19 protein-coding genes, 5 tRNA genes and 2 pseudogenes are annotated in these 18,994 nt (G+C 64.9%); 4 read left to right on the top strand and 22 right to left on the bottom strand.

Annotated elements, in window-relative coordinates; translation table 11 throughout:
- The 4 genes and pseudogenes from AC1AYR_RS11420 to AC1AYR_RS11405 form a co-directional block, all read right to left on the bottom strand.
- Nucleotides 1-427: IS607 family transposase (locus AC1AYR_RS11420; protein ID WP_476555177.1), on the bottom strand; the 427-nt coding region annotated here is incomplete at its 3' end.
- A 56-nt stretch (nt 428-483) separates the two neighbouring features.
- Nucleotides 484-696: pseudogene (locus AC1AYR_RS11415) on the bottom strand (TRIC cation channel family protein); the annotation flags it as partial.
- A 77-nt stretch (nt 697-773) separates the two neighbouring features.
- Complete coding sequence (locus AC1AYR_RS11410; protein ID WP_476512660.1) at nt 774-1,901, bottom strand: branched-chain amino acid aminotransferase; 1,128 nt, start codon at nt 1,899-1,901, stop codon at nt 774-776.
- A 219-nt stretch (nt 1,902-2,120) separates the two neighbouring features.
- Complete coding sequence (locus tag AC1AYR_RS11405; protein WP_476512659.1) at nt 2,121-2,744, bottom strand: 50S ribosomal protein L25/general stress protein Ctc; 624 nt, start codon at nt 2,742-2,744, stop codon at nt 2,121-2,123.
- Between the two features lie 236 nt (nt 2,745-2,980).
- Between AC1AYR_RS11405 and AC1AYR_RS11400 the strand changes: the two genes are divergently transcribed.
- On the top strand, nt 2,981-3,979 hold the full coding sequence (locus tag AC1AYR_RS11400; RefSeq protein WP_476512658.1) for an alpha/beta hydrolase: 999 nt from the start codon (nt 2,981-2,983) through the stop codon (nt 3,977-3,979).
- A 194-nt stretch (nt 3,980-4,173) separates the two neighbouring features.
- On the opposite strand, the gene AC1AYR_RS11395 is transcribed toward AC1AYR_RS11400, so the two are convergent.
- Genes AC1AYR_RS11395 through AC1AYR_RS11385 form a run of 3 tightly spaced genes read right to left on the bottom strand, consistent with a single transcriptional unit; the run spans nt 4,174 to nt 7,063 of the window.
- The gene (locus AC1AYR_RS11395; protein ID WP_476512657.1) at nt 4,174-5,595 is read right to left on the bottom strand and encodes an NAD(P)(+) transhydrogenase (Re/Si-specific) subunit beta; all 1,422 of its coding nucleotides are present in this window, start codon (nt 5,593-5,595) and stop codon (nt 4,174-4,176) included.
- Nucleotides 5,596-5,895, bottom strand: a complete 300-nt coding sequence (locus AC1AYR_RS11390) for an NAD(P) transhydrogenase subunit alpha part 2 (RefSeq protein WP_101622745.1) — start codon at nt 5,893-5,895, stop codon at nt 5,596-5,598.
- Between the two features lie 19 nt (nt 5,896-5,914).
- Nucleotides 5,915-7,063 (bottom strand): NAD(P) transhydrogenase subunit alpha, encoded by a 1,149-nt coding sequence (locus AC1AYR_RS11385; protein WP_476512656.1) that lies wholly within the window; start codon nt 7,061-7,063, stop codon nt 5,915-5,917.
- Between the two features lie 203 nt (nt 7,064-7,266).
- Here AC1AYR_RS11385 and AC1AYR_RS11380 point away from each other — a divergent pair, with 203 nt between their 5' ends.
- A complete protein-coding gene (locus tag AC1AYR_RS11380; RefSeq protein ID WP_476512655.1) occupies nt 7,267-9,309 on the top strand; it encodes an AMP-dependent synthetase/ligase in 2,043 nt (680 codons plus the stop codon).
- Nucleotides 9,310-9,405: 96 nt separating this feature from the next.
- On the opposite strand, the gene AC1AYR_RS11375 is transcribed toward AC1AYR_RS11380, so the two are convergent.
- The 7 genes from AC1AYR_RS11375 to AC1AYR_RS11345 form a co-directional block, all read right to left on the bottom strand.
- The gene (locus AC1AYR_RS11375; protein ID WP_476512661.1) at nt 9,406-11,220 is read right to left on the bottom strand and encodes an AMP-dependent synthetase/ligase; all 1,815 of its coding nucleotides are present in this window, start codon (nt 11,218-11,220) and stop codon (nt 9,406-9,408) included.
- Nucleotides 11,221-11,304: 84 nt separating this feature from the next.
- Nucleotides 11,305-12,099: a M23 family metallopeptidase gene (locus AC1AYR_RS11370; RefSeq protein ID WP_476512654.1), complete on the bottom strand. Its 795-nt coding sequence runs from the start codon at nt 12,097-12,099 to the stop codon at nt 11,305-11,307.
- Between the two features lie 214 nt (nt 12,100-12,313).
- A tRNA-Gly gene (locus AC1AYR_RS11365) sits at nt 12,314-12,389 on the bottom strand.
- A gap of 31 nt (nt 12,390-12,420) precedes the next feature.
- Nucleotides 12,421-12,493, bottom strand: a tRNA-Val gene (locus AC1AYR_RS11360).
- 44 nt (nt 12,494-12,537) lie between these two features.
- Nucleotides 12,538-12,612: transfer RNA gene (locus AC1AYR_RS11355), tRNA-Val, on the bottom strand.
- Nucleotides 12,613-12,661: 49 nt separating this feature from the next.
- Nucleotides 12,662-12,732, bottom strand: a tRNA-Cys gene (locus tag AC1AYR_RS11350).
- Nucleotides 12,733-12,760: 28 nt separating this feature from the next.
- Nucleotides 12,761-12,833, bottom strand: a tRNA-Gly gene (locus AC1AYR_RS11345).
- 182 nt (nt 12,834-13,015) lie between these two features.
- On the opposite strand from AC1AYR_RS11345, the gene AC1AYR_RS11340 reads away from it, so the two are divergent.
- The gene (locus AC1AYR_RS11340) at nt 13,016-13,870 is read left to right on the top strand and encodes a PAC2 family protein (protein ID WP_476512653.1); all 855 of its coding nucleotides are present in this window, start codon (nt 13,016-13,018) and stop codon (nt 13,868-13,870) included.
- 88 nt (nt 13,871-13,958) lie between these two features.
- On the opposite strand, the gene AC1AYR_RS11335 is transcribed toward AC1AYR_RS11340, so the two are convergent.
- Nucleotides 13,959-14,750 carry a fructosamine kinase family protein gene (locus tag AC1AYR_RS11335; protein WP_476512652.1) on the bottom strand — a complete coding sequence of 264 codons (792 nt, stop codon included), beginning with the start codon at nt 14,748-14,750 and terminating at the stop codon, nt 13,959-13,961.
- Between the two features lie 190 nt (nt 14,751-14,940).
- Here AC1AYR_RS11335 and AC1AYR_RS11330 point away from each other — a divergent pair, with 190 nt between their 5' ends.
- Nucleotides 14,941-15,861 (top strand): undecaprenyl-diphosphate phosphatase, encoded by a 921-nt coding sequence (locus AC1AYR_RS11330; protein WP_476512651.1) that lies wholly within the window; start codon nt 14,941-14,943, stop codon nt 15,859-15,861.
- A 114-nt stretch (nt 15,862-15,975) separates the two neighbouring features.
- Here AC1AYR_RS11330 and AC1AYR_RS11325 read toward each other — a convergent pair.
- From AC1AYR_RS11325 to AC1AYR_RS11295, 7 genes and pseudogenes are all read right to left on the bottom strand, one after another.
- Nucleotides 15,976-17,089: pseudogene (locus AC1AYR_RS11325) on the bottom strand (tyrosine-type recombinase/integrase); the annotation flags it as partial.
- 6 nt (nt 17,090-17,095) lie between these two features.
- The gene (locus tag AC1AYR_RS11320) at nt 17,096-17,305 is read right to left on the bottom strand and encodes a helix-turn-helix transcriptional regulator (protein ID WP_476512650.1); all 210 of its coding nucleotides are present in this window, start codon (nt 17,303-17,305) and stop codon (nt 17,096-17,098) included.
- Complete coding sequence (locus AC1AYR_RS11315; protein ID WP_476512649.1) at nt 17,295-17,444, bottom strand: hypothetical protein; 150 nt, start codon at nt 17,442-17,444, stop codon at nt 17,295-17,297. Before AC1AYR_RS11315 ends, AC1AYR_RS11320 begins: the two co-directional genes overlap by 11 nt.
- A 105-nt stretch (nt 17,445-17,549) precedes the next feature.
- On the bottom strand, nt 17,550-17,927 hold the full coding sequence (locus AC1AYR_RS11310) for a type II toxin-antitoxin system HicB family antitoxin (RefSeq protein WP_476512648.1): 378 nt from the start codon (nt 17,925-17,927) through the stop codon (nt 17,550-17,552).
- A complete protein-coding gene (locus AC1AYR_RS11305; protein WP_476512647.1) occupies nt 17,924-18,118 on the bottom strand; it encodes a hypothetical protein in 195 nt (64 codons plus the stop codon). Before AC1AYR_RS11305 ends, AC1AYR_RS11310 begins: the two co-directional genes overlap by 4 nt.
- Before the next feature lie 32 nt (nt 18,119-18,150).
- A complete protein-coding gene (locus AC1AYR_RS11300; protein ID WP_476512646.1) occupies nt 18,151-18,552 on the bottom strand; it encodes an ImmA/IrrE family metallo-endopeptidase in 402 nt (133 codons plus the stop codon).
- Entirely contained in the window at nt 18,539-18,769 is a 231-nt protein-coding gene (locus AC1AYR_RS11295) for a hypothetical protein (protein WP_476512645.1), read from the bottom strand. Before AC1AYR_RS11295 ends, AC1AYR_RS11300 begins: the two co-directional genes overlap by 14 nt.
- Nucleotides 18,770-18,994 lie beyond the last annotated feature (225 nt).

The following is an 18,994-nucleotide window of genomic DNA, read 5'->3' as shown; positions in this document are numbered from 1 at the left end:
CCTGCGCGTTCAACGCGGATTCGACCAGTCCGGCGTTCATACGGGCCAGACGATCCCGATGCTCCACGATGATCGTGCCCACGGTCGGGTCGGCGAGGATGCGGTTCAATTTGCGACGTTTGTCGTTCATGCCGGAACCGGTCTCCATGACCAATTCCGGTTTCTCGACCCCCATGTTGATGGCGAACGCCTTCAACCGGTCCGCCTGACGCTGCAAGTCGGCTTTCCGATCGGAGGACGAGACACGCGCATAGCACACGACGCGCGAACCGGTCGCCGGCATATCCGTCTTCTCATACTTCGGGTCGTGGACCAGCCACACACTCCCCGACTTCTCCACGGGAACAGGCATACGGTTCTCACGGCACCACTTCCACACCGTCTGCTCGTTCAAACCCTCACGAGCCGCCCATTCCTTCGCACGCACAGGCAAATCATATCACACACCAACAAGGCAAAACAAACCAAAGCCTCAGCAGTTCACAACCCCCTGTCGGTGATGCCGACCGGGGGAACCTCAAGCAGCACGTCACGCAGGATGCCGCCGCCAAGCGCGGTCAGCCATGCGATCACGAGAATGGCGAACAGGTCGTAGTTCTTGCGCACGGCGGCAAGACCGCCGACCAAGCCGCAGCAGAAGATGGCGAGATATTCCACGCCCATGAAGAACGCATTGCTTTCCAACGCCACCTGCATGGGTCCCCCTCTCAGACGAAATCCCCTGGAACCTCAACGGTTCCAAGGGATTTCACAACAATCGAACCTCGATTGTACTAGCACACTTTCCACATCCAATTGTGCGGGTCCTCGACCTCGCCGAGCTGGATGCCGAGCAGCTGGTCGCGCAGCGACTGGGTGAGCTCTCCCACACCGCCTTCGGCGACCGTCACGTCGAACTTCGGGGACTTGAAACGGCCGATCGGCGTGATGATGGCGGCGGTGCCGCAGGCGAACACCTCGGTGACCTCGCCGGACTTGATGTCCTCGAGCAGCTGTTCGAGGGCGATCATCGTCTCGACCACGTCGACGCCACGGTCCTGCAGCAGCTGGATGAGGGAGCGACGGGTCACACCCGGCAGGATGTTGCCGGTCAGCGACGGGGTTTCCACGTGACCGTCCTTGTGGACGATCATCATGTTCATGCCGCCCAGCTCCTCGAGGTAGGTCTTGGTGGCGGCGTCGACGAAGCAGACCTGCTCGCAGCCGTTCTCGATGCCCGTGTATTCGCCGAGCAGGGAGGCGGCGTAGTTGCCGCCGCACTTGGCGAAACCGGTGCCGCCGGGGCCGGTGCGGAACCACTTGTCTTCGACCCAGATGCTCACCGGCTTGACGCCGCCCGGGAAGTACGGGCCGGACGGGGAGGCGATCACGCAATAGTCGACCTCGTGCGGGGCGCGCACGCCGAGGAACGGCTCGGAGGCGAACATGAACGGACGCATGTACAGCGTGTACTCGCGACGGGACGGAACCCAGTTCACGTCACGCTTGACGAGCGCGGCGACGGAGCCGATGAAGTCGTCGATCGGCAGTTCGGGCAGGTACAGGCGCTTCGCGGAGTTCTGGAAACGCTCGGCGTTCGCGTCCGGGCGGAACAGCCACGTGGAACCGTCGGCGTGACGGTACGCCTTGAGGCCTTCGAAGCATTCCTGCGCGTAGTGCAGCACGGAAGCGCCCGGATCCATCTTGAGCGGCGCGTACGGCTCGATGCGGCGGTCGGACCAGCCCTCGCCCTTGGTCCACGTCATGTGGGCCATGTTGTCGGAGAAAACCTGGCCGAAGGCCGGCTTGTCGATGAGTTCGGCGCGCTTGGCGTCGGACGCCGGATTCTCGTTCGGCAGTACGGTGAACGGTTCGGTCAGCTTGTCGAGCGCCGCCGGATCATGATGCGTGTTCTCAGTCATGTTCACTTCTTCTGTTTCACGCGGCCGCATGAAGGCGGCCATTCGGGAAGGGATTGCCGTGCGCTTGTGGCGCCCGGTGCTGTCAGTTACTTTCGCACATCCCGCAACCGCGGATGTGCGGCGGTTCACATTATGAAAAGCAAAAGGGAAGACCCGCGAGACGAGTCGCGGGTCTTCCCGGAAAATCATACGGTCGCGCCGGCCTCACGCCGGCGGCGATCACTTGGCGTCGGCGGCCGGAGCGGCAGCGGCGTCAGCGGCCGGAGCGGCAGCCTCCGGGGCGGCGGTGGACTCGGTGGCGTCCTCCGGCACCTCGACGGTGACGACGGACTCCTCCGGATCGTCGATGTCGAGCTCGACGCCCTCAGGCAGGACGACGTCCTTGGCGAACACCTTGGTGCCGTCGGTCAGGCCCTCGACGTTGACGACGATGCGCTCCGGCAGGTTGGCGACATCGGCGCGGACCTTGAGCTCCTGGATGTCGACGAACGCGACGGCGGCACCCTTCGGCGTGCCCTCGACGAACACCGGCACCTCGACGTCGATCTTCTCGCCGGCCTTGACCTCGTAGAAGTCGATGTGCTCGACGATGCGCTTGACGGGGTTGCGCTGCACATCCTTGACGACGGCCATGGCCTTCTCCTCGCCGAAGCTCAGCTCGAACAGGGCGTTGGTGTGACGCAGGGAGAGGGTGGTCTCCTTCATCGGCAGGGTGATGAACTTCGGCTGCTCGCCGCCGGCGTAGATGGTGGCGGGGATGAGCTTGGCAACGCGCATGCGGCGGGCAGCGCCCTTGCCGAACTCGTTGCGGATTGCGCCTTCGAGGGCGATCTTGGTAGCCATATCTGGTCTCCTTGGGTTATGGACTGGTTTGTCACTTGTCGTTCTGTCTTTTGACGCCACGACGCGCCGCAGAACACCCCTGGGAGGTTCATCACGCCGAGTCGATAACGGAGAACGCGACCTTGTGCAGGATGCGTCTCCCTCGCCAAAGCAACAGGAATCAAGTGTATCCGAGGCCGGGACAATGCGACGGCTAGACTGGTGGCATCGGTATTCGTCAAGGGAATCGAGTTGCGATGAAGCGGATCACCAGGAACATGCTGATCGGAGCGGGCGCCGGGACGGGCGTCCTCGCCGCCGGGTTGTGCGCGACGGCAGGACTCATGTTCCGCCTGTCGCTGGATATGAGGTATGCGCATTGGATGGAGCGACTGACGACCGGCTCCGCCGCCGCGCCGTATCGTGAGTCGCCTCATCGCGACGCCGCCGAGGAGGCCGAGGCCGCGCATTGGTTCGAGACCGCGAAACAGCCCGTCTTCCTGCGTTCCGAAGACGGGCTCAGACTTCACGGATGGCTGTTCGACCCGGATTGCGCCGACCCCGCCCCGCACCTGTACGCAGTATGCGTGCACGGCTATTCCGGTACGCCGGCGGAAATGGCGAAGTACGCGCACCGGTTCGCCCGCATGGGATTCACCGTGCTCGTCCCGGCTCAGCGCGGCCACGAGCTGAGCGAGGGACGTTACATCGGCATGGGTTGGCTGGAACGCCGCGACCTACTGGGCTGGATCACGCTGATCACGGCGAGCGACCCCGAGGCCCGCATCCTGCTGCATGGCATCTCGATGGGAGCCGCCACGGTGATGATGACGACGGGCGAAGCCGAGCTGCCGCGCAACGTGGTCGCCGCGATCGAGGACTGCGGGTACACGTCGGTGCGGGACCAGTTCCTGTACAACGCGAAGCACCTGTATCATCTGCCGAGCCGTTGGATGGGCGCGCCGGTGGTGGATCTCATGTCGGCGATCTGCCGTCGCGTCGCCGGATACGGGTTCCGCGAGGCGTCCTGCGTCCATTCGCTTCACCGCACGATCATTCCGATGCTGTTCATCCACGGAGCCGACGACACGTTCGTCGACCCGACGTTCCTCGACCGCAACGTCGCCGCCTGCGCGAGCATCGACCGCGAGCGTCTGCTGGCGCCGGGTGCCGGCCATACGCTGGCCGCGAGCACCGATCCGGAACTGTATTGGAAGCGCGTCACCGCGTTCGTCACGCGCGTGTTCGGGCTGTGAACCACACGGCCACGACGCAGGCTCGCGAATACGATGATGGGGGCTTCCCACAAGGGAAGCCCCCATCCGTTCTTTGAGAGATGCTCCGTTACGCCGGCAATGCCATTGGCCGCGTAACGCGTGTGTCGGCAAGGCGCACCGAGGGAAGGCGTACGAAGGTACGTCGACCGAGGAGCAACGCGGCCGACGCTCCGTTACGCCAGCAATTCCTTGACGGCGGCGATGACGGCCTGCAGACTCTTCTTCGCATCGCCGAACAGCATCTGCGTGTTGTCCTCGAAGTAGAGCTCGTTCTGGATGCCGGCGTAGCCCATGCCGCGGCCACGCTTCATGACGACCACGTTCTGGGCCTTGTCGACGTCGAGGATCGGCATGCCGGAGACCGGGGTGCCGGGGCGGCGAGCCGCCGGGTTGGTGACGTCGTTGGCTCCGACGACGAGGGCGACGTTGGCGGACGGGAACTGCGGGTTGATCTCCTCGAGGTCGACGAGCTCCTCGTAGGGCACGTTGGCCTCGGCGAGCAGCACGTTCATGTGGCCGGGCATACGGCCGGCGACCGGGTGGATCGCGTAGGAGACCTCGACGCCGTGGCCCTTGAGCAGTTCGCCCAAGTCGGCGAGCTCGCGCTGGGCCTGCGCCTGGGCGAGACCGAAGCCGGGCACGAAGATGACCTTGTCGGCGTAGACGAGCTGGACGGCGAGATCATCCGGGCTGGTCTCCTTCATCGTGCCTTCGGGACCGTCGCCCGCGGCGGCCGTGTCGGAGCCGCCGAAGCCGCCGGCGAGGACGGACAACAGCGGACGGTTCATGGCCTGCGCCATGAGGATGGACAGGGTGACGCCGGCCGAGCCGACGAGCGCGCCGGCCACGATGAGAGCGACGTTGTCGATGGCGAGACCGGACATGGCGACGGCGGTGCCGGTGCACGCGTTGAGCACGGAGATGACGACGGGCATGTCGGCGCCGCCGATCGGGATGACGAACACGAGGCCGTAGCCGAGGGCGAACAGCGTGGTCAGAATCGACCACAGCAGGCGCTGGCCGGGCTGGACGCACAGCATGACGAAGCTGGCGATGGTCAGCACGATGAACAGGATGTTCCACACGCCCTTGCCGGGCAGGGTGAGCTTCTTCACCCACTTGACGCCCTGCAGCTTGCCGGCGGCGATGAGCGAACCGGTGAACGTGACGGAGCCGATGAGGATGCCGAGACCTGCGGTGATGAGCACGACGAGGTCCGGCACACCCTCCTTGGTGAGGATGTCGTTCAACGCGACGAGCGCCGCCGCGCCGCCGCCGACCGTGTTGAACACGGAGACGAGCTGCGGCATGTCGGTCATCTTGACCTTCTTGGCGGAGACGACGCCGGCGACCGCGCCGATCAGGATGCCGACGACGAGCACGACGACGGCGATCGTGTTGACGAAGCCCTTGGCGAAGAGCACGACGAACGCCATGAGGACGGCGACGACCATGCCGAACGCGGAGATCTGGTTGCCCTTGCGGGCGGTCTTCGGCGAGTTCATGAAGTGCAGGCCGACGACGAACATGACGGCGGAGAACAGGTAGACGAACCAGGCGACGACGTCGATGGTTCCCACGGTTGCGGAGGCCATTTACTTCTCCTCCCCCTTCTTCTTGTTGGACTTGAACATCTCGAGCATGCGGTCGGTGACGACGTAGCCGCCGACCACGTTCATCGTGCCGAGCACGGCGGCCAGGAAGATGAACACGTAGGCGAGCGGCGAGTTCGCCTCGGCGGCGACGATGACGACGCCGACGATGACGATGCCGTGGATGGAGTTCGCGCCGGACATGAGCGGGGTGTGCAGGGTGGCGGGCACCTTGCCGATCACCTCGATGCCGATGAGCAGCGCCAGCACGAACAGTGTGATGGATACGACGAGCGTGGGCATTTGCGTTTCCTTCCCTTCCTTACTTCTCTTCGGGCGCGGCAGACGCTTCGGCGCGGCCGGCGACGACGAGCGCGTCGTCCAGTTCCTCGGAAAGGTCCTGCGACAGCACGCCGTCGCGCACGAAGTGGGCGAGCACGTCGGCCACGTTGCGCGCGAGCAGATCGGATGCGGTGGTGGCGACGCCGGAGGCGAGGTACGGCGCGCCGATGATGGTGACGCCGCCTTCCGTGGTCTGCGTGCCGACGGCGGAACCCTCGACGTTGCCGCCGAGCTCGGACGCCGCGCAGTCGATGATCACGGCGCCGCGCTTGAGGCCGTCGACACCGGCCTTGGTGAGCAGCACCGGGGGCCTGCGGCCCGGGACCTTGGCGGTAGTGATGACGATGTCGAAGCCGGCGGCCTTCGCGTCGACGGCGGCCTGCTGCTGGGCCTGCTCCTCGGCGGTGAGGGCACGAGCATAGCCGCCCTCGCCCTGTCCCTTGGAGAAGTCGAGGCCGAGGTCGAGGAACTTCGCGCCGAGCGATTCAACCTCGCCCTTGGAAGCAGGACGCACATCGTACGCGGTGACGACCGCGCCGAGTCGACGCAGCGTGCCGATGGCCTGGAGGCCCGCGATGCCGGCGCCGAGCACCAGCGCCTTGGCCGGGCGGATCGTGCCGGCGGCGGTGGTCATCATCGGCAGGAACGAGCCGTACGCGTCGGCGGCGAGAATGGCCGCCTTGTACCCCATCACCGAGTTCTGCGAGGTCATCTCGTCCATCGATTGCGCGCTGGACAGCTGACGCGGCAGGCGTTCGATGGCGACACCCACGAGACCGGCCTTGTCGAGTGCGGCGACGTAGTCGGCGTCGGTGAACGAGCCGAGCATGCCGATCACCCACTGGCCGGCCTTGAGTTTCGCGACGGTCTCGGCGGACGGACGGTCCACGAAGCCGAGCGCGTCCGCCTGGGCGATCACCTCGTCGCGCGCGGCGACCGTGGCCCCCGCCTTCGCGTAATCCTCGTCCGTGTAGTGCGCCGCGGCGCCGGCGCCGCTTTCGATCAGGCAGGAGATTCCGCTCCGCCCGAGCCTGGTGACGATGTCCGGGGTGAGCGCGACGCGGGATTCCGTATCCGACGTCTCGTTCAGCACGCCGAAAGCCACCGTGGCTTCCTTGTTTTCAGCCATGAGAGCCCTTTCTGACATTGGCCGTTTCGGTCATACGCCGACCAAGTGTAGCCGAAACCGGACGGCACGCCCGGTGGAACGTCCACGGACGCGCACCCGACCCCGGCTTCCCTACGCTACCGTAAGGTGACGTGTCGCGTCAGGGACGCTAAACTGGCTGTTTTGAGACAGGACCAGACAGGAATTGGGTCAAGGAGCACCACGTGTCCGTTTTTTCCACGTTGAAGCAGCAAACCACGAACATCACGCGCAAGGCGTTGCGGCTCGGCACCGACTTCGTGCATCCGGTCGGCGATGATTCGGGCAGCGAACCCGATTACGCGGGCGAGGACGTCATCCGTGAGGAGTCCATCGACCTGCCCCACACCGACGTGTGGGGACCGGATCGGCCCACGGTGACCGAGATCGACCAGGCTTCGGGTCTGCTGACCACCACCACGCAGGGCAATCCCCCGCTGGACATGGGCATGTCGATCTACGACATCTACGCCGACCGTGCCGAGCGCATGGGCGACGATCCGCTGTACACGTACAAGGAGAACGGCGAGTGGGTCACGAAGACCGCGAACGAGTTCCTCGCCGAAGTGCGTGAGATCGCCAAGGGCCTGCTGCACTACGGGCTGAAGAAGGGCGACGGCGTCGCGTTCATGTGCCGCACCTCCTACGAATGGGATCTGACCGACGCGGCCGTCATGGCCTGCGGCGGCGTGCTCGCCACGGTCTATGACACGGATTCCGCCGAGCAGATCCGCAATATCGTGAACAATTCCGACGCGCGTCTGCTCATCGTGCAGGACACCGCCATGCGCGACAAGGCCGACGGCGCCGTCGAGGAATGCCCGTCTCTGGAGCACATCGTGTGCATCGAGACCGGCGGTCTGGACGAGATCAAGGCGTACGGCAGGTCGGTGTCCGACGAGGTGCTCGACGAGCGCATCGACTCGATCAAGAAGACCGACCTGTGCTCGATCGTGTACACGTCCGGGTCCACCGCGGCCCCGAAGGGCGTGGAGATGACGCACGAGCACTACTGCCAGACCGCGTTGAACCTTCCCGACTACATGCCGGACCTACTGCACGACAAGAAGAACACGATTCTGCTGTTCCTGCCGCAGGCGCATTCGTTCGCCCGCGCGATCAACTACATCGTCGTCGCCTCGAACATCCACATCTACATCGCCACCGGCATCAAGACGCTGATCTCCGATCTGCAGGTCGCCAAGCCGTCCATCATGATCGTCGTGCCCCGCGTATTGGAGAAGGTGTACAACGCCGCCTCCCAGAAGGCCGGCCACGGCGCGAAGGGCATGGTGTTCGCCTCCGCCGTCGTCGCCGCCCAGGACTACATGAAGGAGATCTCCGAGAAGGGCCATGCGGGTGCCCTGACACGCACCAAGCGCGCGGCGTTCGACCCGGTGGTCTACAAGTCGCTGCGCGAGGTGCTCGGCGGCCGCGCCAAGTGGATCGTCGCCGGAGGCGCGCCGCTCGACCCGGAGCTGATGGCGTTCTTTCGCGGCGCGGGCGTGCCCGTGTACGAGGGGTACGGCCTTACCGAGACGACGGCGCCGTGCGCGTTCAACGTGCTCGGCGTGCCGTTCCACGCGGGTTCGGTCGGCATCGCGTTCCCGGGCTTCTCCCTGCGCATCGCCGAGGACGGCGAGATCCAGGTGAAGGGACGCGCCGTGTTCCCGCGCTATCACAAGAACGAGGAGGCGACCGAGACCTCCTTCACCGAGGACGGCTGGTATGCGACCGGCGATCTGGGCCGCATCGACAACGACGGGTTCCTGTACATCACCGGCCGCAAGAAGGACCTCATCATCACCGCCGGCGGCAAGAATGTGGCGCCCGGCCCGATCGAGGAGGTCATCCAGCGTTGCGAGATCGTCTCGCAGGCGCTCGTGCTCGGCGACAAGCGCCCGTTCATCTCCGCGCTCATCACGCTGGACGAGGAGTCGCTGCGCCCGTGGCTGGCGGCGAAGGGTCTGGACGAGCACATGTCCATGGAGGAGGCGGCGGACAACGCGGCCGTGCGCGCCGAAGTGCAGAAGTGGGTCGATCAGGCCAACGAGGGCGTCTCGCGTGCGGAATCGGTGCGTAAGTTCATCATCCTGCCCGAGGAGTTCACCCAGGAGAACGGTCTGATGACCGCGTCGATGAAGGTGATTCGCCCGAAGGTCATCAAGCGCTACGCGACGCTGCTCGCCACGCAGATGTACACGAAGAAGACGGCGCCGCGCCAGTGACGCGCCGCCACGCGCCATACGAATGATGGGGCCGGCCCGGGAGCGAACGAATCGTTCCCGGGCCGGCCCCGTCGTATCGGAACCGTCACGTGCGGTTCACTTCTTCCCCGCGTAGATCACGTTGTCGATGAGGTCGCGGTACCGCTTGGTGATGGCCTCGCGTCGCGCCTTCATCGACGCGGTGACGAGACCGTTCTCCTCGGTGAAATCGTCGGGCACGATTTCGAACTTGCGGATGGATTCGGCGCGCGAGACGAGCTCGTCCGCCTGGTTGACGGCACGTTCCACCTCCGCGTACACGATGGGGTTGCGGGACGCCTCGGCCAGATCGGTGCATGGCTTCGCGCCTTGCGCCTGAAGCCATGCGTTCGTCTCCGCCAGGTCGAGCGCGACGATCGCGGCGACGAACGGCTTGCGATCGCCGACGACGACGCACTGGTTGACTACGGGCGAGGTCATCACCGACGCCTCCAGCTCCCCCGGCGAGACGTTCTTGCCGCCTGCCGTGATGATGAGATCCTTCTTGCGGCCGGTCACGGTCACGAAGCCATCGTCGTCAAGTGAGCCCAGGTCACCGGTGTGCAGCCATCCGTCACGAATCTGCTCCTTGGTGATTTCGGGATGATTGTGGTAGCCGACGCATACGGCCGGGCTTTTGATGCACAGTTCGCCGTCATCGTCGATGCCCACGGCCGTGCCCTGCATGGGAAGTCCGATCGTACCGATCCGGTATCCGGAGGTCGGGTTCACGGTGGCGGGCGCACACGTTTCGGTCATGCCGTAGCCTTCGAGCAAGGGTAGGCCGATGCCGTTGAAGAAATGCGCGATGGACCCGTCGAGCGGGGCGCCGCCCGATACCGCGTATTCGACGTGTCCGCCGAACACGTCGAGAATCGACCGGTAGACGAGCCTGCCGTAGAGCGCATGCCTGAGGTTCAGCAGGAACGGGATGGTCTCGCCGGACTGCTGCGCCTTCGACCATGCTCGCGCCGTGGAGGTCGCTCCGGCGAACACGCGACCCTTGAGACCGGAACCCGCCTTCTGCGAGGCGGCGTTGTAGATCTTCTCGAAGATGCGGGGCACCGCGAGGATGAACGTCGGCTTGAACGCGGCGAAATCGGCGAGAATGGTCTTGAGGTTCCCGGACAGTCCGAGCGTGACGTTGCCGGCGAAGCAGAAGAACTGCATGTAGCGCGCGAACACGTGCGCGAGCGGCAGGAATAGCCACAGACGCGCGTATTCGGGCATGGCGATGGCGGGCATCGAGCGCACGCCCGAATAGGTGATGAAGATGAAGTTGCCGTGACTCAGCTCGATGCCCTTCGGCGTGCCGGTGGAACCGGACGTATACACGATGGTGGCGAGGTCGTCGCCGCGGACGGCCTGCTCGCGTTCGCGGAACTCCGCGTCAGTGACGCCCTTGCCGTACTCCTCGATCGTATCGAGCGCGCCGAAGTCGATGACGTACACGTCGCCGAGATCCGGGCATTGCGCGCGCACGGATTCGACCTTGTCACGCTGCATGTCGTTCTCGGCGAACGCCATCCGCACGTGCGAGTCGTTGAAGATCATGCTCACCTGCGCCGGCGAATTCGTTTCGTAGACGGGCACGGTGAGAGCGCCGATCGACATGATCGCCATGTCGAACGCCGTCCACTCCCACCGCGTCTTGGAGATCACGGACACCGCGTCGCCCGGCATGACGCCGCGGGCGATGAGTCCTTTCGCGAGCGCGACGACCTTGTCTCGGAATTCGACGGCGGTGAATGACCGCCACTCCCCCGTGTCCGGGTCCTTGTATTCGATGAGGGACCGGTCCGGTGTACGTCCGGCGCGCTCCTCAAGTATCGAGAACAGGTTCCTGTCCGTGTCGATCGGCTGTTCCAACGGCCTCAAGTATTCGGTGATCATCGCTTTCCCCTTGATCTCCTTGGGCATGACGCCACCGATTGTACCGTGCTCGCGTGCGCCCGATGCGCGGTGGACCGCTCACCGTCATGACACCGGTTTGAGCGCTATGCGTCGAGGCTCGCTCATCGCTACGGGATCGAGGTAGTCGTCGCCGCGTCTGACGCCCCAATGCAGGCATGACCCGTCGCAGTGATCGGAGCGTGCGCCCACCATACCGAACGGCTCGTCCCGCGTGACCTTCGCGCCGGTGCGCAGCTCACTGACGGCGGGTTCGAAGGTGAGCGTCAGATCGGCATGGCGTATGCTCACCACCTGTTTGCCGGCCACGATCCCGACGAACGATACGACGCCGTCGGCGGGTGCGACGAGTTCGTCACGCTCTTCCGCCGCAAGATCGACGCCGCGGTGCCCGGACAGCCACGGTTGCGCCGGAGCGTCGAAGGCGGCCAGCTTCTCCACGCGACGCAGCGGCCAGGACAGCATGCGCCTGCAAGCGCCGTCCGCCGTACCGACGATGGTCTGCGCCATCGGACGTGGAAGGGTGTTCATGGAGCGGGATTCCTGCGTCCAGATGACCGGCGTCATGCCGGTCGCGCACCAGGTGGCGGCGTATGTCGCGGCGGGGCGTCCGGAGACGTTCGACACGGTTCCGGCGCGGTGCACCGCAAGCGCGACGGGCAGGAGCATGACGAAGGCGACCGTCGCGGCAGCGGCCATGCGCAATCGGGTCTGGCGGATGCGTTCACGTCGCCGTTCGCGCTTCGCCATCGCCGCCTGTCTGCGACGCAACGCGCGTCTTCGTCGCGACGCGCTTTCCGGTCTGATGCGAGCGCACACCCTATTGCGGCCACTCGAACCATCATGTGGATTCATGTCCATGCCGACTCCTTCATCGTCGTGGATCGTTGCCGAACGGTCGTCCGGCGTCTCGTTCCTCCACGATGAGGCAATGGGACCGTGCGAGTCCAACCGTACGGGGAATGTGGTCGGAGCCCTCATAAATCTTCACAATCGGGGGTGCTCACAACCGCGCGCCGACCGGTTTGCATGATGCTTGAGATACGAAAAGACCCCGCTCGGCGGGGTCTTCGAGTGGAGCGGACAACGGGACTCGAACCCGCGGTCTCAACCTTGGCAAGGTTGCGCTTTACCAACTAAGCTATGTCCGCAAAGAATTCCGCCGTGAGAAGCGGAATTCAGTGGGCGATGTAGGAATCGAACCTACGACCCCTTCGGTGTGAACGAAGTGCGCTAGCCGCTGCGCCAATCGCCCGAAACAATTTCGGTATTCAATTATCAGGCCGAATCGCTTCGGCATGGTGGGCGATACAAGATTCGAACTTGTGACCCCTTCCGTGTCAGGGAAGTGCGCTACCACTGCGCCAACCGCCCGGGCCTGCAATCTGTGGTACAACGGAGTGGATATCTCCTGTCCGTCGAGAGGTGGGTACGAGAGTCGAACTCGTCTATACGGCTTTGCAGGCCGCTGCCTAACCGCTTGGCTAACCCACCGTAAGGTCGTCAACTCATCGGACCTTAGAGCGGACAACGGGACTCGAACCCGCGGTCTCAACCTTGGCAAGGTTGCGCTTTACCAACTAAGCTATGTCCGCACTGGTCGTGGGGATTGCTCCCCGCCGAAGCACGAGTCACTACTATATCCATCCGCGATCGAAATGCAAATACGGCGTGTCGCCGTCTTGGCGACGAGGACGGACGACGCTCCGGAACGCCCATGGCGAACACCGTACGGATCGGCCGGCGGGCGACGGCGACGCCCATTATTCTGGGAGGCATGAGCGAGGAACGGGACCCGCGGCGAAGCGTCATGATCGCCGCCTTCGAAGGATGGAACGACGCCTGCCAGGCGGCGACCAATGTGATCCGGCATCTTCTGGGTCGCTACGAAGCGCAGGAGATACGCCATATCAGCTGCGACGGCTACTACGACTATCAGGTGTCCCGGCCGATGCTGTGCCGTGTCACCGGCCAACCGCGCATCATCTGGCCGCAGACCACGTTCTACGAAATCACCCTCGCCCCCGACCGTCGCATATACGCGCAGATAGCGCCGGAGCCGAACTACCGTTGGCGCGAATACTGTCGGCAGAGCCTGCATATCGCCGACGAGTTCGACGTCGACGGCATCGTCACACTCGGATCGATGTTCGCCGACTGTCCCCACACCCGTCCGCTGCCGGTCGACGTGTCGCACGACCTTGACGAGTGCGGACGCAGCTGCGACTGCGGCACGAACGACGGGGAGAACGGGTACAGCGGCCCCGTCGGCATCCCCACCGTGCTGGACGACATGGCCAGGGAACAATCGTTCGACACCACGTCGATGTGGGTGTCGACCCCCCAGTACACCGGCAACGACGACTGCCCCGCCGCCACCCTCGCACTGCTGCGCCGGCTCGGAGTCGAACTCGGCTTCGAGTTCGACGAAGGGGAACTGCCCGCCCGCGCGGAGGAATGGAAGGCGAAGGCCTCGATGCTCCTCGGATGCAGCGACCAGCTGGCCGATTACGTGCATCATCTCGAACGTGAATGGGATCGGGCCGAAGCCATGCGCGAAGCGGCTTCCGCGGATTCCGCGCAGGCGGAGCGCCTCGTAAGGGAAGCCGAGGACTTCCTCAAACGCCTGTGATCCGCATATGAGCCCGCGCATGAGCGGTACCGCCCGGCATCTCCCGGCCGGTACCGCTCACAGGACGGAAACGTCGGTCGACGCCCCGTCAGCCAAGCAGCGACCGGCACATGGAACGGTATTCGCTCACATACCCGCCACCGAAGAACACGCAATGGCCGGCGATCGGATACAGCCTCCACAACGTCATCCGCTCCTGCCATCCGGCCTTGAGCGGGTGGACACTCTGATAGCCGTCGAGGATGTCGCGAAGATAGGTCATGCCGAACAGGCCGAGCATGGCGAGATCCTCCTCGCGATGGCCGCCGTGAGCCGCCGGATCGATGAGCACCGCCTCGCTGTAGCCGCGATCCGCGGTCCACATCACGTTGCCGCTCCACAGGTCGCCATGCACACGCGCCGGCTTGTCCGACGCCGCACGTCCGAGCAGGTCGGGCATCGCCTCGATCACCTGATCGGTCAACGTCATGTCGGACTCGTCGAGCTCCCCTCGCCTGATGCCGAGTTCCACCATGGGACGCAGCCGGCCTTCGGCGTAGTAGGAGACGGGATCATTCCATTCGCCGGTCGCCATCGGCACCGGATCCTGCAACGGGCCGAAATAGCAGGTGCCGTCATATCCGGCCGGAGCCGAACCGAAATGCGGGGCGCCGGCATCATGCATGCGGGCGAGCGCCGCGCCGAAATCACGCGCCGCCTTCACCGTGGGCATGGCGGAGTGCACCTTCTCGATGTCGAGATGGTCGTCTCCCCAACCGATGACCTGCACGACGCGGGGGCCACCCTGAGGCATGGCCTCTCCGAGCCATTGCAGCCCTCTGCCTTCGCACTCGAAGAACCCCTTCGGGGCGTATCCCCTGCTTTTGCGGTACGTGTCCATATGAGTTCGCTCCTTCACCGGCGGGCCGGGAGAGCCCGCGTCTGCGCCTAATTGTGGTCGCATTGTGCGCATTGTGCAAGATGTCGTCCACGCCGCACGCCGGATGAGCGCGCTCTTAGCCACCTATGAGTACAGTGGTCATCGCAATTGACGAATATCGCAACCCGAGTTTCAGAGGTTAGAGGGGTTTATGAATTTCTTCCAGGCGATTTTCCTCGGTCTCGTCCAGGCGTTGACCGAATACCTGCCGGTGTCCTCCAGCGCGCATATCCGCATCATCGGCGATCTGATGATCGGCTCCGACCCGGGAGCCGCGTTCACCGCCATCATCCAGCTGGGCACGGAGCTCGCCGTGATCCTGTACTACCGTCGTGACATCATCCGCATCCTCGGCGCATGGTTCGGCTCCTTGTTCGGCCATGATGGCAAGGACTGGCGCTCCCGTCTGGGGGCGAAGAACCCGGACACGCAGATGGGATGGTTCATCATCATCGGCACGATGCCGATCCTCATCGCGGGACTGCTGTTCAAGAACGCGATCGAGACGACGCTGCGCAACCTGTGGATCACCGTCACCGTGCTCGCCGTGTTCGGCGTGCTGCTGTGGATCTTCGACAGCCGCGCCAAGCAGGTCAAGACGATGAACCAGATGACCGTCAAGGATGCGCTGCTCTTCGGCGTCGGCCAGATGCTGGCGCTCATTCCGGGCGTCTCCCGTTCCGGCGGCACGATCACGTTCGGCCGCGCCATGGGCTACACCCGCGAGGCCGCCGTGCGCGTCAGCTTCCTCATGGCCATCCCCGCCGTGTTCGGCGCGGGCATTCTGGAGGCGGTCTCCGCGGTGAAGGACGTGAGCGCCTGCGAGGCCACGAAGGCCGCGGACGCGTGCGCCGCCATCGGCGGTGCCGCTTGGCCGGGCTGGGGTCCGACCATCGCCGCCACGATCGTCGCGTTCTTCGTCGGCTACATCGTGATCATCGGCTTCCTGAAGTTCGTGAGCACGTTCTCCTACAAGGCATTCGCGATCTACCGCATCGGACTGGCCGCCGTGGTGGCAATCCTGCTCATCGCCGGCGTGCTGCCCGCCATCGACCCGTCCGTGGCCGGCTGACGTTCCGGATTCGGCTCCGGCCGCATAAGCCATATACTGAAGGCCGGTCTTCCCGCTTCCGAGTGGAAACGGGAAGACCGGCCTTCTTCGTTCGTCCTGCGAACCAGATCGGGGAGCGGCATCAAGCAGACGCGCCACGTCCATCAGGTCCGAGTCGAAAAGGTCGGCGTACACGTCCAGCGTCATGCTCGCATTCGCATGCCCCAGCATCCTCTGCAACGCCTTGACGTTCGCGCCCGCATGCACCGCCAGCGACGCGGCCGTATGCCGCAGGTCATGGGGCACCGGCCAATCATCCCTGCGCCATCCCAGCCGCAGAAGCGTGTGCACCCACCATCCGCTCTTACGAGCGAGGCTCTGCTTGCGCAGGGGGCCGCCCCGAGCGTCACGGAACACCCGCTCCCCCCGGGTCGCGCCGTCCGCAGACCGGCTTGAGCGCCTCCATGACCACGTGCGGCATGGGCACGTCGCGCCGTTCAGGGTTTTTCGGCGTGCCCTCGACCCATCCAAGAGTCTTGTCGACGTAGACGAGGTTGCGGCGCACGTGGAGCAGACCCGAGCGAAAATCGACGTCACCCGCCCTCAGCCCGGCGGCCTCGCCCCAGCGCAGGCCGCAGAAGCCGGGCAGCAGGACGAGCGCCCGCCGCTCCTCCCCCAACCGGCGGCAGTTGCGCGCCTCGTCGGCGAGCGCGAGCAGCAGGGGGATGGACAGGTAGACGCGCCGCTCCTTGCGTTTCGGCAGCTTCGGCAGGACGACGCCATCGCACGGGTTCGAGCCGATGAGCCGGTCCCGCACGGCGATCGAGCAGATGCCGTCCATTATCTGGTAGGGGCGTCCGACCGATGGCGCGCCGACGTTGTTGATGACGCCGCCCACCCATGCCTGGACCTCGGCGTGCGTGATGTCGCCGACATGCCGGTCGGCCCATTTCGCCTCGCAGTGGTTCCGCCACGCGTTGGCGGTGTTGGCGGCGGTCACGGGCTTCCAGAACGGCCGTTTCTCGGCGGTCCATTGCGCGTACAGATCGCGGACGAGCCGTCTGCCGCCTTCCGGATCCACGTACCGGCCGGCGGCCTTCGCGACGGTCACATGCTCGGCGGCCCAGGTCTCCGCGTCGATCTTGCGCTTGAAGCCGCGTTTGTCGGTCTGCGACCCGTCCGGCTTGCGGTAGCGGACGCGGTAGCGTTGTTCGCCTTTGCTGGTCTTGTATTTGGTGATGTTCGCCATATCACCCTACTCCTCGGGATGCTTGCGAGGCCTGCCGCCGCCGACGCCCCGACCGGGCCGGGCGGCGTTCCATCGGTCGATGGTCTCGGGCAGCCAGCCGCGCGTGCGGCCGATCAACGCGTCCGGCTCCGGCAGATGGTAGGCGGCGGCGCTCGCGTTCTTCACGCCGATGCGCGCGGCGACCTCGGCGACGCTGAGGTATCGTCTAGTCGTCATCCCGGCCCCTTCCCGCCAGCCAGCCGAGCGTGCCCGCGCAGAGGGCGAACACGCCGCCGGCCGTATCGTGCGACGTGACGGCGATGATGAATCCGATCGCCCCGAACAGGAGCGAGAACAGTCCCGTCTTGTGTTTCATAGTGGTCCATGGCTAGTCTTGGGAGCAGGGCCCTTGGTCCCGGATAGCTAGGGAATCCGGGACCGTGGGCCTTTTCAGCGTCGGCCGCGCCGCTTTCGCGGCGGTTCACGCGTCCTGCAGGGCGCTGACGCGTTGGGGGCTGACGCCGGTGACTGTGGCGACGTCACGCACGGTGAGACCTTCCGAACGGAGGGTGGCGACGGTGCGCCGCGCGAGCCGGGACGCCTCCTCCTGCGCCCTGCGCGCCTCGTCGCGTTTGGCGAGCAGTTCGTCGACCATGCGCCGGGTGTCCGCGTCGAGCTGCGGGTCGAGGGCAAGGACGCCGATCTCGACGTCGAGCATTTCGGCGGCGTCGCGCACTTGGTCCTCGACCTGGTCGAGGCGGCGGGCCTGGGTGAACAGGCCGGGGATCTCGGGGACCTCGACGGCCCACCAGCCGCCGCTGCGCGTGCAGACGGCGGTGGCGTTGGCGATGATGTTCATTTCATGCTCCTTTCGATGTACCTCAGAATCGCCTTGGCGGTAAGCTCGTTGACCTCGCCATGCCTCGGCACCGTGGTCTGGGCCTTGCCGACGGTCACCTTGCTGTGGTTGCCGCCTTCCGTCCAGATGTCCGTCAGCCCGTTGTCCTTGGCAAGCCTGTGGATTCGCTTCTCCAGTTCCTTACGCCTCATAGTTATAGTCTATACCTATTTACTATATCAAGTCAAGTGGTGTAGACTAAACATGCCGCATCGTCGTGCAGCAGGTTCCGGTAGTCCTTGACGACCTGCACGCTCACGTCGAGCGCCTGGGCGATGAGGAACGAGTCTGCGTCGAACATCCGTTCGGCGGTTGCGTATTCGACCGGGTCGACGAGCCTGAGCGCGGTCTCGCGCCGCGCCCGGCGTTCCGCCTTCGCGTCACCGTGCCCGATATCGTGGTGCCTGGCGTGCACGAGCTCGTGCGCCAAGGTGCACGCCTTCTGATAGTCGGGCATGGTCTCGTCTATCACGATGAGACGCGGCCGGTCGAGGTAATACCCGCACTTGTGTTCGCATAGCGGCCACTCGCGGACCGATATCCCCATGCGTTCGGCTTGTTCGAGCAGATCGTCATAGGTCGACATCGTCGTTCGCCTCCACCTTTTCGACATCCGCTTGCCGTGCGGCTTCAAGTTTCTTGACGGTCGGATGGGAGCTGAGCGTTTCCGCTTGCTGGCGGGCAATTTCGTTCAGTTTAAGCATCCGTTCCCTCATGTTCATTCCATCGCGGATCAGGACCGCGTTGATGCTCTCAAGGTTAGAGAGGATGAGGTTTTGCGTGATGCTGGCGTGATCCCGCATGTTCCCCCCCCTTCGCTTGGGTGGGAGCGTGTTGTCATTGATTCGCTCCAGCGTCGCGTACATGTTCCCCCATTACCATGTTTGGTAGGCCTCGATGGTCGGGGCCGGGTCGCCGGTCCTGGTATGACTTTCCTGCCCTGTCGTTGATGATCCGGGGGGTGTTGTCGCCGGGAGCGGGGGCGTCCGCAGACCGCTGATAGGAACCAGGCCGGCCGCATGGACGCG

The organism is Bifidobacterium sp. LH_417 (genome assembly GCF_056357035.1).
This window is presented reverse-complemented; position numbering and strand designations above follow the sequence as displayed.